This window comes from Burkholderia sp. B21-005 (genome assembly GCF_020843965.1).
GTDB lineage: Bacteria > Pseudomonadota > Gammaproteobacteria > Burkholderiales > Burkholderiaceae > Burkholderia > Burkholderia ambifaria.
The window spans coordinates 2,722,951-2,735,174 of the sequence record NZ_CP086301.1 but is presented as its reverse complement, the minus strand read 5'-3'; the positions used below and the strand labels follow the sequence as shown (position 1 = coordinate 2,735,174).

The window sequence follows — 12,224 nt, the reverse complement described above, 5'->3', positions numbered from 1 at the left end:
GTACGAAGCTTTCAGCCCGTAACCACCAAACTACGCACGACCGTATGAGGCGCGCGCACAAACCGTTACGGCTCCATACCCCAGCTGGGATTAGGCTCCGGCATCGTCAGATCCGGAGCAGGCGGGGTAACCTGAATCTGACGTGCGAGCTTCGGCGTCCGGTCGATGAAGTCCGACAGACTCGCCGTTACGACGCGATCGCCGGCTATCCCAACGACTGCATTAAATTGCAGGGAGCCCGCTGAGCCTGATGCCGTTTTGGATTTGATGGAAAGCAGAGCAGTCAGATATTTCACGAAGTGGTCATATTCGCGGCCGAGTTTGGGGATCGATTCAACCTCGACATGGCGATCCTCTGCGGATTTGACACCGGTCCAGCGCCCCCAATAGTGTTGCGCCCGGAGCTCCAACATTCCCAATTCATCGCAACAGCCGAATACGATGAAGTGAGGGGCGCTCTTGCTGCCGATGCACAAAAATTCGGCGAGTTGACCGAAGGCTTCCCCCCTGTGATCGTATTTCAACAGTTCCGACTGAATATCGGCTGCCGTGCGTTTGAACTCAATCAAGTTCCATCGTGCATTAAGGTCCCTCAGTACCACATCGCCGGCTGCTTCCTGCCGGCCAGCGAGCGGTGCGACGAAGGAGTACCGAGACAACTCCCTTGACGCGTATAGATACTCGACAGTTTTTTCCCACCAAATTGGGCCAACAGATGTTCGAGAGGTAGGCATGACGGATATACCCGAGGCGACCGCGTAGATGGTTTGCGCTTCAAACAGGTCGTTGCGACAGGAACGATTGAACCTGAGGCCGAGGATGGGGAAAGAAGTCCCGAATATCCTTGCACGTCCCATTCCCATGTGCGTTGACGTGGTGCACCCACCCGATCAGGTTTGCGAAGATATTGTTCCCGTATTTTGGCGGTGCGCCATACTGGATCTGCGAGCGACCTGGCCGGCAATTCTCTGGGTCACCCAAAGCATGGAACATGCGACACACGAGCGGCCGATGTTCGTATATCCCGCAGGCCCCCGCCTCGGTGAGGAAAGGGCAGGCTTTACGATGCCCGGTGCTCAAACGACCGTCAGTACGAGCCGGCACGCCCGTATTGACCTGTATGTACTCAGCTTCGAGAGTGGTCAGCTGGACGTCTATCGAGCAGCAATGCGAGCAGCCCTTCGAGCAGGAGACGAACTCGCTAATGTACGGTTTGAACCTGTCGAGGTACGCGTACACGCGCTGTAATTGTGCGCCCAGTTCTTGTCCCGGCTCATTCAGCGATACGTAAAGCGCATTGGCTTCGTCAACGAGTGACTGTGGAATCGGTGGGAGCTTTACGTCCTCAGGGTTCTTGAAAAACTTAACGGGTGTTGATGCCACGATATCTCCCCAGATAAAGAGTTGCAACGTGCTCTTGCAAAGCGCTATATCGGACAGGAGCCGTCAAATCTTGAGCGCCGCGACGGCAGCGACAGGGTTGGAATTACCCAACACCCATGGTAGCAGCCGGGCAACATTCAGCGCGTCGTCGAGGGCGCGGTGATGTGCGCCGACGAGGGTGAGTCCGACAAGCTCACAGGCCTTGGCCATGCCCACTTGCTTGATACGTTTCGTCTTGGCGAAAAGGCGCTTGGCATTCTGATGTGGCAGAGCAATCGGCATGGCGACGCCGTGCCGTGCACTATCGCGTTCGAGTTGCGTGCGGTCCCAAGCCCCCCAGCTCATCCAAACGGAACTTGCATCCTGGTTTTTCGCAACGAAGGCGCGCAGCGCATCAGCGGCCATCGGGAACAGCGGTGCGGCGTCCACGTCGGCCTGCGTGATCCCGGTCAGCTGCTTGCAAAAAGGCGTCAGCGTTGGATTGACGATCGGCCGCGCGAACGATTGGAAGCGATCGAGGACGACTCCATCGGCCGCAATCCAAGCCGCACCGATCTCGATCGTTTCCATGTCAAACGACGGCACGTTTTCGTCGCACGTGGCCTCGAGATCCACAACGAGGATTGGCGGCATATACGTAGCTCCGGTTTCTCGGCTGAGCAGGACAGCGCTTTCTCGGGACATTAGCGTGAGTTTCATAAGCGCCCCGGCTTAGCCCGCCGCAACCGAAGCTCACTGTTTTCCTGAGGGAATAGCTCTATCTCGTCTCCAACTGTCCATCCGAGCGCGTCCAGCAACTCGGTCGGAAGCTGCAAGAGTTTGTCGCCGCTGCCGTCGCCGACGTCGATAAGCGGCAATGCCCAGTTTGCCCCATGTTCTTTCACCGTCACCTCACGATAGCGCCAACACTTGCGGGCCAAAGTCCCATTACGTGAACGCAAGAGCGTTGGCGCGTGCGTCATGTAGCGCGTGGTGCCGTCCACCGTGTTCGCGAAAATACGCTTCCAGCCGTTCAACGTTGAGCCGGCGCCCGATGTGCTCACACTTCCAGCCTGTCGGAATATCGCCATCGAGCAGGTCGTAGAGCAGATCGAAGTCGCCCTGATAGTCGAAACACAGGACTCGTTTGGGCTTTGCCGGCAGGGCGAGCAGCCACGTCCTTAGCTCGTCGCGGAGCTGCCTTGCCGGCATCGAGCGGCCGGGAAACTGGCCGAGCTGGGGCAATACGGCGGCACGAACAAATTCGCTGCATGCCGATTGCTCGAAGTCGGAGCACTCGCCGTAGAACTCACTGCCGTCCTCGCCAACGACCGCCAGGCTGATGAGCTGGCAATCAATAAAGTCCGTGAACTCGGTATCCACGAAGTATCGAGTCTTCCAAACGCTACGCGCAGCGGGCAGTTTAGACATGGGGTTTCGTTGCTTGTGAGATTGATGCATCGTTAGTCAAAATTATACTTTCGACGATCACTTAGTGCTAAAGTGATAATCATCATGAGCGCAACTGATGAAAATTCACTAACCGATGCGCAATTCAGTGCGCTCCTTCTGGCCGATGCGGTCAGGGTCGTCGAATTGGTACCGAGCGACGGCGGTGACCGATGGGAGGTCCGCATTAATGGCACGTTTTATTTGCGCTCTCAACGCGAGCCTCGCCGGCGTTTTGCGAGCCTTGACACGGCCCTGCGCTATTTGAGGGATCGCGACGTTCCGACTGCAACCGTCGATCTTGCGGCATGGCGGAGCAAAGCGGACAAGTAAGTGGTCCGCTGCAGGGCGGCAACCCTGCAGCGGACCTGTCACAACCCACCTCACACACAGGTGATGACTATGACGACGTCAATTGTATCGAACGCGCTCCTCGACGATGCTATCGTTGAGGCGCTGCCGCAACTGTTCACGGACGGTGAGATTGGCGCCGTGCGGGCCATACTGCGCCCAAGCACGGATGCTGTAATCGAAGCGGTCCAACTGTCTCGCGGCGCGTTTTACGCGGCCGTTGATCGCGAGACCCAGAGGCTTCAGCGTTCGAGCGTATCCGCTACTAGGGCGTTTCAGCGCTTTGTCTACAACGTCGAGCTCGCATTCGATTAACCAACGGAGGGAGCAATGTCGTCTTCCGACTACCTTGACGGGATGGCTTTCGCCCAGGCTCGAGCGCGTAAAGTGCAGGCAGACGCTCGAGCAACCGTAGCCGAGTGGAAGGCGTATGCCGATGATCTTCTCGCAAAATTGAGATCTGCTGAGATGGCGGCTCTCAAGAATGGTGCGCAGCTGGCGGGACGGCAAGCGCAGCAGCAGGAGCTTCGGAAAGCGCTGGCCGCTTTGGATCCGACACACAAGTTGCTGGCGGCATTGCCGCAAATCGGCAATACGGCGGTATGTAACTATCTAGACGAGCACGGCTACGAGTACGATGTCACCAGTGGAGAGATGACTCCTAACGCCGGTCGGCGATTTGGTGTGTAGGGCTCCCCTTTGGCAGCGGTACCGCTGGAGGGGCCCGGACGATTGGCCCCTCCCCAACTCTCAGTCCACTGGCGGCATAAGGTCGCGCACTTGGGGCGCGCTGGCACTATCTCCGTTTGGACGATTCGAGCTCCCGCTCTCGGCAGTCGGTATCGAGTTTTGCGTCAGCGTACCCACACCTTTGTGGAATCGTTCGGACGCTTCACCCGGCTCGCGATCGGCCACGCCATCAGCGCCAAGACGCCCGCCAATCCAGCGCAGTACGTTATCGGGTACCCAGTTTGTTAGCGTGAACACCCCATGCATGACCGTCGTCATGATAATTGCGTAGATCGCGACGTATGCGATGAACCCGACGATCCCGGTCAGACTGTTGTGCTCGGCACCCGCTACTGTCGTTGCGTAGCTCAGATTCACGAACTCGGAGATGGGCTGGGCGAGCCAGATCGACCCGAAGAAGCCGAGGACCGTGAGGGCGGGGCGCAGCGTGACGCCGAGAAGCAGCATGTAGCCGGGGCCAGCGTGCCCGACGGCGTCGTGTCCTTCCGGGTGCGCGTGCGCCACACCGAAGAGCTGCGCCGCGATGACGGATTCGAATACGAGCACGAACCATTTGATTACGGCGGTAATGCCCGCGATATACGGAATCATGGGGATGTAGTAAGCGCACGTCCCGCCAAAAGTAAAAATCAGGATGACGAGGGCCGTTAGCACCCCGCTGATCGACGACAGAGCGGTTCCGATGTTGAACACGTTACCGATCGTGAGCGTCGCGGCGTTGGAGCCCGCCAGGCCGGTCGCCGTGAATGTCGCGGCGATTATGGCCTCGCCCGCGCCTATGATCGTGTCGCCGACCGACTTGACCTGAGCCACATGTGACATGCCGCCCCCGGCGAGCCGCTCGACGAACTGATGGATCGCTGCGATCGCCGGACGCGACAGGAGGCGCTTCATATCCTCCCACGAGTGCGGAACGGTGACGGCATCCTGCGCCTGCTGATCGTAAGCATCCTGAACCGCGGCGCTGTGATTTTTGATGTATTCGTCGGCGACTGCCATCGCGTCTCGGTAGTCGACGAGCACGTCACCAATCTCCTTGTCATCGATATTCACCGGCTTCGAGGCGGGCAGAGTGTTCAATGCGCTCTGCATGGAGTCGTTGAGCTGGATTAGCTGGTTGTACCACGTCGCGACGAATAGCCAGCCGGCGCTTTTCGCGTTGTCGATGAACTGTGTGCGATTTGCGCTCTGCTGGGATGAGTCGAGCGCCGACTTGGCGGCTGAAAAAAGCGTGTTCTCGTATGTCGCCGCAGCTTGCTCAATTGCACCCGGCGCTGGTTTTTGGCCCGCCACGATCTGTTCTGCCACTGGCCGCAGAGAGGCGATCATTGCGTGCACGGCGTTCGCATGAGCCTGCATGATTGCCGCTTTGGAAATCGACGCGTTTCCGTCTCCCTGAGAAGATGCGGCCGATTGCTGCCAACTGATCGCACCACACACGGCGGGATTCGTATACGAGTTGTCATTTGCGGCCCACTGATAGTCGGTAACTGTGTATGTCGCGTTCGCCAACGCGTTCGCGGCCGTACCAAGCGCGCCGAGAGGTCCAAAGGCCGCGCCGGCGGCACCAGCGGTCACCGCATCGCCGAAGCCGAGCTCGCCGGTATTGCTGAGGGTCCGAGAATGCTCCTGCTCCGTAATGCGAGTCGATCGACCTGACGCCTCATACTGCTTGTTCATGGCCGCCATGCACGTTTCGTACCGCAGGATATTGGCCGCGAGCGGGCGCGTCTCGGGGAGATTCGGTCGCGCGACAAGCGACGTGCTTGTCACGTAGTCCAAGCCCGCAGAAAGCGTCGCGTCTCCGATTCCGACACCCTGGATCGCGAGCCAGAGCACGAGGACCTGAATCAGCGAATAGCCGGACGCGAGCGGAAGCAACATGCCCGTTCCCGCGACTGCGCGAATCGGCACCCAGACCGACGACATACGGGCGCCGAGAAATTCGCCGTCATGAGCCGAATCGACCGTACCCTTCACGGTCGTATAGACCATGTACAGCATGCCGACAAAAAGCACGGCCGAGTTGAACGGCTGCAGCATCGCACCGAGTGTCGAATCGGTCGTCATGCCCTGTGCATTGCCATTCGCGGTGATCGTATCGATCACCGTGCCAAAGACCTGTCGCAGGTACGCGACTGCTGCGTCGCCCACCGGCGGAGAGAAGGCGTGAAGGCTCATGCTGCCCGCGTCAGCGGCTAGTGCTGCGCCGGAAGCGGTGAGCAACAACACGGCGAGGACGGGGATTCTTTTCATCGTCGCGGTCCCTAGTCAGGACAGCTGCGCGAAAAGCGCCATTGCGAGCGCGACGATTACGAACACCCCAGCGTTCTCGACGAGGTGGAAACGCTTGTTGAGCGCTTCGAACCGGTCGGCGATCGAACCGAAGGGCCAATGCCAGCTCCACATCGTGAAGAGATCCTTGACCAGCAGCCCGTACCAAAATAAGCCACCGCTCACCAGGAGGGCGACCGCAAGCGGATGCCGGCCCGCGGCGATCCAGGCGATTGCGCCGGGGAGCAGCGCCACGTAGGTCAGTGGGAAGTGCCACCAATCACGGCGCCCCATTACGACGCGGTGAAGGCCTGCGGGGAACCAAAGGCTGACGCAGACCAGCACTGCATAGCCGAACAGGGATCGCAGCAACCACGTCGCTACAGGTGCCGCCACAATCGAATGAGGGGTGGAAATCCGCATGGTTGTCCTCAAAGGTGAAAATAAATGGGGCTGACAACGCGCACTAATGCGCAAAAATACGCGTTAATAACATCATCCAAAGGTGAAAGGATGTGGGGATTGAGTTTTGTTATAGTGCAACGAAAAAATCCTTGTTCATCAGTTACTTGGCGAATTGAATTATATTTATAGTGTGATGAAAGTGGTGGAATTTTTATCCGTCTGGAAGCGGGGATGCTATGGCCGCTGATTTTCCCCATAAACTTTCACCTTTCATGTTTTCAATTCACTTAATCGAAAAGGAGAGTGGGAATGAAGCTGGCGCGATTGAAATTACAGCCGTGACGCTCGCTTCGGCTGCCGATAGCGGCAGGCAGCACTGAACCAAGGGTAACGAGGTCACATGTGACGCACTTCGGTCCGCCTGAAGAGCCCGCTGGTCACAGGTGACCCAAACTCGAGAGGTGGTGCGCAGCAACGGGAGACACATGTGACTCACTTTTGCAGACGGCGAGACCCGCGGCGGTCACATGTGACCCAATCGATCGAGCTGGTGCGTAGTAGATGCAACCACATGTGACCCAAGTTGCCGCCGCTAATCATCCTCGCACGCCACATGTGACCCAACCGTCCGTTTTCCAGATTGAAAACCTTCGGCCATCCGAGTCACATGTGACGCAATCGAGCAACCTCAGGCGTTACTTGGCTTGGCGTTCGGCGGAGCTCCGCAGGGAGCGGAGGCGTGACGCCGAGCCAAGTAACGTACGGACACCAGATTTTTGACCTTAGATGACCACAACTCGAACTCCGAAAACAGAGGAAAGCTATGCCAACAGAGCTCTGCAGATTCGCTCCCGAGTTGCACGTGAGCTCGGCTACTTTTCCCCCTATTCGGTCCCCCCAACCACTATCGTCGATCACCTGATTGGTCGTAAACCGACGATCGGAAGGAACACCTGGAAGCAATACAAGAACGCGCTTCGTAGCCATTTCCAATCACTCGCCATCGAAACGGATGATTCGGTCGCCCTTGAGGAACTGCACGTGGCCATTGCGGTGCTTGATGCTGAGTCATCGACCGGTGCGATGAAGCGGGGAACCAGAACCTCGGCGACCAAGCAGAAAGGTTTCAAGCAGGCAGATTTCGACCGCTTCCACGCCTACCTAAATGCCAACATCGGTCGGCATAGGTTCGCGAACGCGCTGCGGACTTGGCTGCTTGCATCCCGGATTACAGGCCTCCGCCCGAGTGAATGGGAGCACGCTGGCCTTGTAGAGATCGGTGGTCGGCCATGCTTGATCGTGAAGAATGGGAAGGCCACGAACCGCCGCGCCAATGGCACGTTCCGTACCCTCGACCTGTCCACAACGTCGACGGCGGACGTGGACGTCGTACACGAGATCCTCGCGATGCTCGAGGGCTATGAGCGCGAGATGCCGTTCGAGCGGCTGCAAGCGGCCCTGACGCACTACATGAAGAGGGCAACGAGAGCGTGCTTCGGTTCACGGAAGACATATCCGACGTTGTACTCGACCAGACACCAATTCGCGGCCGATGCGAAATCGTCGGGATGGACACAGGAGGAGGTCGCTGCGTTGCTAGGTCACGCCAGCGACGACACGGCGGGGCGACACTACGCACGCGCTCGTGCCGGCCAATCGTCGATCCGCGTCGCACCCATCGGCCCGGAAATTCAAACGGTGCGTGCGAAGGCACGTCCGTACATTGCGCACCGCCGAAACGATCCTACTTGTTAACGAACCACTCGAGGACCGACATGAGCTTCCGACGTATGCTATTGCTTGCCGTTGCAGCCACACTGATTTTAGTCTCCGCACTCGCCACCGCAGCGCCCGTCGACGGAAATCCGTGCGGGGGCAAGGATCCTCAGCAAGTCGAGCGAGAAAGCGTTTACTGTGGCGACAACGCAGCATGTATCGCGCGGGAAATGGCCGGTCTGCCCGAGGCGCAACGCTCGCTCGAATGCGAGACGCGCCGGCTCTCGCCTGCGAATGTGCTCAACGTGCCAGCGGTCGCCATGCAGGCGCCGACGCAATGAAGCTGTTGCCAAGACAGATCGAGCGACTGGACGGTTTGCTTGAAAACCTGTTCTACTATTCGCTACAGCAACAGTGGGCGCGGGCGTCCCTGGCGAAGACCATGAGAGGCTTAAGGCTGGCGACGCTGACGCAGTAGAGCCGTGCGCCGCTCTGGTGCCTTGCGCCGGCGACACATCTAGAATAAATGACTTTGGGCGGGCGGTATTACTGTACCCTGATGCCCGATCGTTGTTGGAGAGCAAGATTGACTGAACCGACCTTTGCCAAGCGCATCGCCGCGATGAACGCGATGTACAAGCTGCCGGCGCAGCCGAGCCCCGTATTGCCAGCCGCACCTGCCGACAGGTTGCGAAAATTCAAGGCGACCCTGCTGGACGAGGTCAACGAGATCGACGAGATCGTCATTGCCGTCGAGCGACAGGTGGATCCCCTAGATGTCCTCGTGGCAGTGGCCGATCTTCTTGGTGACGTGATCGTCTATTGCCGGTCCGAAGCGCTGAAATACGGCATCCCGCTCGAAGAGGTTTTGTCTATCATCATGGACAGCAACGAGAGCAAGCTCGGCGCGGACGGCAAGCCCATCTACGACGACAACGGCAAGTTCCTGAAGGGGCCGAACTACTGGAAGCCCGAGCCGAAGATCAGGGAACTCCTCCAGGCCGCCATTGCCAACGCCAAGACCTGAACCGGTTCAGGCGGTTGCGGCTGGCGCCGCAGCCGCCGATTCGTCGATGCGATCGACCGTCACCGTGAATCGATGCCAAAGGTCAACGCCCGAGGAACGCTTCTTCTTGCGACGTGGGTGGTCGAACAGAAGGCCAACCTGCTTGGGATAGACACTCGCGAAGATCGCCGACGCGATGCCGCATGGCTTCGGGCCGATGGGCGCAACGAACATCCGCTTTTCGGCACTAAGTGTGTCGCGCGTGCGTTCGAGGCATTCGAACGCGGCCTCAGGGTCGTTGGCCGAGCAATAATCGAGCTGCAGCTTGTGGCTTTCCAGAGCTGTGAGATGCGGAATGATGGCATCGAGCTCCCAGCCAGGATGGTATGCCGGGATCCCGAACACCACCTTTACGTACTTCGACGCGATCATCTGGTATTCCTCAAGTGCACGGTCGAGCCGCTCAGGCTCGAAGCCGAGGAAGAATACCCCGGCTTCGACCTCCTCGCTGGCTAGGTCGACGATAGCGTTCGGAATGGCCACGTAACCGCGGGTCGGCTCGGACAGCGCGAACAGCTCTGCGCCCTTGCCGTCGCGCGTGTATTCGGCCGGCTCAACGTAGATGATGTTGATCGAGGTGGCGCCGCTCGCCAGCAGCGCGTTGACGGCACAAAACAGCTCGGCAAAGCCGAGTGTGGTGGCTTCTAGCACCACCTTGCGCCAGTCGTACTCGCTTAGCAGTTCGGCGGCCGAGTCGCTGGACTTCTTCTGTGTACCGACGGTCAGCGACATGTCGTCCACACCGAAGCTCAGCTGGACTCGGCCGTTTTCAGGCGCGCTTCGGCAGGCCGATTCACCTCGATCATCCAATTCCTCGCCGTGCAGCAGGATCATGTCCTCGGGAAGTTGGAGGTCTGCAGCGCTTTTGCCGGAGACTGAGAAAAACTTTGTCTTCATCATAACTGCAAGCCGAGTTGTTGGGCGTCGGTGTCCGATAGCTGCCGCGCGAGGCCACGAGCCAGCTCCTTGTATTCGTTCTCGTTGCCCATCACCAGTGTGTGGAACTGCTCCACCGAGATTTCGAGTTTGCGCTTGCGCCTGTAGCTAATCTGGAAGTAGGGCGCGTAGATAGGGTTCAATAGGTAGTCGACGATGTCCTGTCCAACGCCGGACTTCGATTTGGTTTCCAATTGCTCGACCAAGATGCCGTAGCGCAGCGCCTCCGCGATGAAGTCCTGCTCGGCTTTATTGAGCGAGCGACCGCCTGAATTGATCGTGAACTGGTTCTGCTCGGGCTCACTCATGGTCGGGCTGGCCTGCAACGCCCGGAAGATATTGCCCAGCCTCAGCACGAACATCCGCAGCGGCTCACCGAATCGCCCAAACGTCCGGATTTCCTTGATCAATTGTTCCGACGCATCGTATGCCGCGCGGCATTGGATCGATACCGCGTACGGCGCGTCTGGCTGGTCCCGCAACTCCGCGACTTCGAGAGTCTTGTAACAAAGGATGAGGAAATTCCGCAGGTTGTTGTTCGACATCGTGCACAGAGTTTCGAAGCCACTATACAGCGGGCATTCGCGCCCGAAAGGTCGATACAACTCCAGCAGGGATCCGAACAGGTTGTTGTGCACCCAACTGCTGCTGAACTGCCCCTTCTGATCGGTGGCAAAGCTCTTCAGCTCGGCCAGCACCTTGTCGGGATGAAGCGTTTCTCGGTTCAGCAGCGCGGGCAGCGTCACGACTGCTTCAGCCGGCGCGCCCTCGAACAGGAAATCATCGACGGTCAGGCCGCTTTTGCGATCTTTCAGGGCCCTGCTGATCCGTTCGTGGATGCTTTTGCGTAGTGGCGCCTGCTGCAGAGCATGGATGGCGATCTGCTTGTCCGCCATGTTGGGGAACCGCGTGCGCATGTCGGTCAGCACCGCCTTCTGATATGCAGGTGTTTGGCGTTCAGCCAGCCGGTCGTGCGACCTGACGATATCCAGCCGCTCGCTCTCCCTTCGGCCTGCGGCGATGTCCAGGTTGCCAAGGAACACCTCGGCGAAAAAAATCATCGCGGTGTCGCTGAGGGCCAGCAAGTAGTCTAGGTCTACCAGCCGGTAGTCGTGGGTTGCATTGATTGACTCGGAGCCGGACGTGTCGTTGTCGGATGGATGTTCCTTCGACGTGAAGCTGACGATCATCGGGCGCTGGCTGTGCTTTAGGAAGGAGTTCAGCACGTGGCGCTGGTAGGGCACCAGGTTCTCGACCTCGTCGACGTAGACAAAGACGGCAAGCGTCGAAAGTGCCACGTTGGCCTGCAAGTCGGCGATCAAGGACAGGATGAACTCTCGGCCCGGGGGCAGAATAGGACAGTCCATGGCCTTGACATTGGACACCCAGGTCGTGAACCTGCGCCGCAGCGATTCAAGGTACTTGGTCAGCTCGCGCACGCTAGTGGGTGCCTCGGCGAGGTAGTCTGCGGCGCTGGGCAGCCGTAGCGCGGCCAGATCCTCACGGTTGAAGCCGGAGAAGGTGCTCTCGGCGATGGTCTCGACGGCATGCAGGAGTTCGGTGGCGATCACCAGGCCGAAGTAACTCTCGAACACCACGCTCCATTCGTCGTCCTCGATGCCGCGGTGCTTCAGCGAGCTGCAGAACTGAGTGTCGACGCGCCAGTAGATGCCGACATGGTTGATGGCATCGACCGGGATTTCCTTGCGCCGCTTGGAAAATGCGGTGTGGTAATCGAAGTACTTCAGCAGCATGGTCTTGCCGCAGCCGCGCTTGCCGGTGATGTAGACCGAGCGCGTGGCCGACGTGAGAGCCAACCGATCGAAGTAGGGGGGGATGAAGAATTCGCCCCAGACGTCGGCGCTATGTTCCTCTGCGCGGGTGCGCGCGAGCATGGAAGCGTCAATATGCATGA

Annotated in this window: 15 protein-coding genes; 7 read left to right on the top strand and 8 right to left on the bottom strand. The window is 58.9% G+C overall.

Annotation, left to right across the window (positions count from 1 at the left end):
• Positions 1-65: 65 nt before the first annotated feature.
• From LMA02_RS12745 to LMA02_RS12730, 4 genes are all read right to left on the bottom strand, one after another.
• The gene (locus LMA02_RS12745) at positions 66-569 is read right to left on the bottom strand and encodes a hypothetical protein (RefSeq protein WP_228905293.1); all 504 of its coding nucleotides are present in this window, start codon (positions 567-569) and stop codon (positions 66-68) included.
• 205 nt (positions 570-774) lie between these two features.
• Positions 775-1,383 carry a YkgJ family cysteine cluster protein gene (locus LMA02_RS12740; protein WP_228905291.1) on the bottom strand — a complete coding sequence of 203 codons (609 nt, stop codon included), beginning with the start codon at positions 1,381-1,383 and terminating at the stop codon, positions 775-777.
• A 63-nt stretch (positions 1,384-1,446) separates the two neighbouring features.
• On the bottom strand, positions 1,447-2,016 hold the full coding sequence (locus LMA02_RS12735; RefSeq protein ID WP_228905288.1) for a 3'-5' exonuclease: 570 nt from the start codon (positions 2,014-2,016) through the stop codon (positions 1,447-1,449).
• A 294-nt stretch (positions 2,017-2,310) separates the two neighbouring features.
• Positions 2,311-2,793, bottom strand: a complete 483-nt coding sequence (locus LMA02_RS12730) for a 3'-5' exoribonuclease (RefSeq protein WP_228905286.1) — start codon at positions 2,791-2,793, stop codon at positions 2,311-2,313.
• An 84-nt stretch (positions 2,794-2,877) separates the two neighbouring features.
• Here LMA02_RS12730 and LMA02_RS12725 point away from each other — a divergent pair, with 84 nt between their 5' ends.
• From LMA02_RS12725 to LMA02_RS12715, 3 genes are all read left to right on the top strand, one after another.
• Complete coding sequence (locus tag LMA02_RS12725) at positions 2,878-3,144, top strand: hypothetical protein (protein WP_228905284.1); 267 nt, start codon at positions 2,878-2,880, stop codon at positions 3,142-3,144.
• 69 nt (positions 3,145-3,213) lie between these two features.
• On the top strand, positions 3,214-3,477 hold the full coding sequence (locus LMA02_RS12720) for a hypothetical protein (protein WP_228905282.1): 264 nt from the start codon (positions 3,214-3,216) through the stop codon (positions 3,475-3,477).
• A gap of 15 nt (positions 3,478-3,492) precedes the next feature.
• Complete coding sequence (locus LMA02_RS12715) at positions 3,493-3,852, top strand: hypothetical protein (RefSeq protein ID WP_228905281.1); 360 nt, start codon at positions 3,493-3,495, stop codon at positions 3,850-3,852.
• A gap of 60 nt (positions 3,853-3,912) precedes the next feature.
• On the opposite strand, the gene LMA02_RS12710 is transcribed toward LMA02_RS12715, so the two are convergent.
• Positions 3,913-6,168: a DotA/TraY family protein gene (locus LMA02_RS12710; protein WP_228905278.1), complete on the bottom strand. Its 2,256-nt coding sequence runs from the start codon at positions 6,166-6,168 to the stop codon at positions 3,913-3,915.
• A gap of 15 nt (positions 6,169-6,183) precedes the next feature.
• The gene (locus tag LMA02_RS12705) at positions 6,184-6,609 is read right to left on the bottom strand and encodes a hypothetical protein (protein WP_228905276.1); all 426 of its coding nucleotides are present in this window, start codon (positions 6,607-6,609) and stop codon (positions 6,184-6,186) included.
• A gap of 768 nt (positions 6,610-7,377) precedes the next feature.
• Between LMA02_RS12705 and LMA02_RS12700 the strand changes: the two genes are divergently transcribed.
• The 4 genes from LMA02_RS12700 to LMA02_RS12685 all read left to right on the top strand — a co-directional run bounded on the left by LMA02_RS12700 (position 7,378) and on the right by LMA02_RS12685 (position 9,334).
• Positions 7,378-8,346, top strand: a complete 969-nt coding sequence (locus tag LMA02_RS12700) for a hypothetical protein (protein ID WP_228905274.1) — start codon at positions 7,378-7,380, stop codon at positions 8,344-8,346.
• 20 nt (positions 8,347-8,366) lie between these two features.
• Positions 8,367-8,648 carry a hypothetical protein gene (locus tag LMA02_RS12695; protein ID WP_228905272.1) on the top strand — a complete coding sequence of 94 codons (282 nt, stop codon included), beginning with the start codon at positions 8,367-8,369 and terminating at the stop codon, positions 8,646-8,648.
• On the top strand, positions 8,645-8,785 hold the full coding sequence (locus LMA02_RS12690; protein WP_228905270.1) for a hypothetical protein: 141 nt from the start codon (positions 8,645-8,647) through the stop codon (positions 8,783-8,785). Before LMA02_RS12695 ends, LMA02_RS12690 begins: the two co-directional genes overlap by 4 nt.
• Before the next feature lie 108 nt (positions 8,786-8,893).
• On the top strand, positions 8,894-9,334 hold the full coding sequence (locus LMA02_RS12685; RefSeq protein ID WP_228905268.1) for a pyrophosphatase: 441 nt from the start codon (positions 8,894-8,896) through the stop codon (positions 9,332-9,334).
• Between the two features lie 6 nt (positions 9,335-9,340).
• On the opposite strand, the gene LMA02_RS12680 is transcribed toward LMA02_RS12685, so the two are convergent.
• Both LMA02_RS12680 and LMA02_RS12675 read right to left on the bottom strand, forming a co-directional pair.
• Positions 9,341-10,273 (bottom strand): hypothetical protein, encoded by a 933-nt coding sequence (locus LMA02_RS12680; RefSeq protein WP_228905266.1) that lies wholly within the window; start codon positions 10,271-10,273, stop codon positions 9,341-9,343.
• Positions 10,270-12,222 carry a hypothetical protein gene (locus LMA02_RS12675; RefSeq protein ID WP_228905261.1) on the bottom strand — a complete coding sequence of 651 codons (1,953 nt, stop codon included), beginning with the start codon at positions 12,220-12,222 and terminating at the stop codon, positions 10,270-10,272. Before LMA02_RS12675 ends, LMA02_RS12680 begins: the two co-directional genes overlap by 4 nt.
• Between the last annotated feature and the right edge of the window lie 2 nt (positions 12,223-12,224).

Bases quoted from the DNA above. Each gene is read 5' to 3' on its own strand.
- LMA02_RS12715 (WP_228905281.1), top strand. From the start codon at position 3,493: ATGTCGTCTTCCGACTACCTTGACGGGATGGCTTTCGCCCAGGCTCGA.
- LMA02_RS12690 (WP_228905270.1), top strand. From the start codon at position 8,645: ATGAAGCTGTTGCCAAGACAGATCGAGCGACTGGACGGTTTGCTTGAA.
- LMA02_RS12700 (WP_228905274.1), top strand. From the start codon at position 7,378: ATGACCACAACTCGAACTCCGAAAACAGAGGAAAGCTATGCCAACAGA.
- LMA02_RS12705 (WP_228905276.1), bottom strand. From the start codon at position 6,609: ATGCGGATTTCCACCCCTCATTCGATTGTGGCGGCACCTGTAGCGACG.
- LMA02_RS12695 (WP_228905272.1), top strand. From the start codon at position 8,367: ATGAGCTTCCGACGTATGCTATTGCTTGCCGTTGCAGCCACACTGATT.
- LMA02_RS12720 (WP_228905282.1), top strand. From the start codon at position 3,214: ATGACGACGTCAATTGTATCGAACGCGCTCCTCGACGATGCTATCGTT.
- LMA02_RS12710 (WP_228905278.1), bottom strand. From the start codon at position 6,168: ATGAAAAGAATCCCCGTCCTCGCCGTGTTGTTGCTCACCGCTTCCGGC.
- LMA02_RS12725 (WP_228905284.1), top strand. From the start codon at position 2,878: ATGAGCGCAACTGATGAAAATTCACTAACCGATGCGCAATTCAGTGCG.
- LMA02_RS12680 (WP_228905266.1), bottom strand. From the start codon at position 10,273: ATGATGAAGACAAAGTTTTTCTCAGTCTCCGGCAAAAGCGCTGCAGAC.
- LMA02_RS12675 (WP_228905261.1), bottom strand. From the start codon at position 12,222: ATGCATATTGACGCTTCCATGCTCGCGCGCACCCGCGCAGAGGAACAT.
- LMA02_RS12730 (WP_228905286.1), bottom strand. From the start codon at position 2,793: ATGTCTAAACTGCCCGCTGCGCGTAGCGTTTGGAAGACTCGATACTTC.
- LMA02_RS12735 (WP_228905288.1), bottom strand. From the start codon at position 2,016: ATGCCGCCAATCCTCGTTGTGGATCTCGAGGCCACGTGCGACGAAAAC.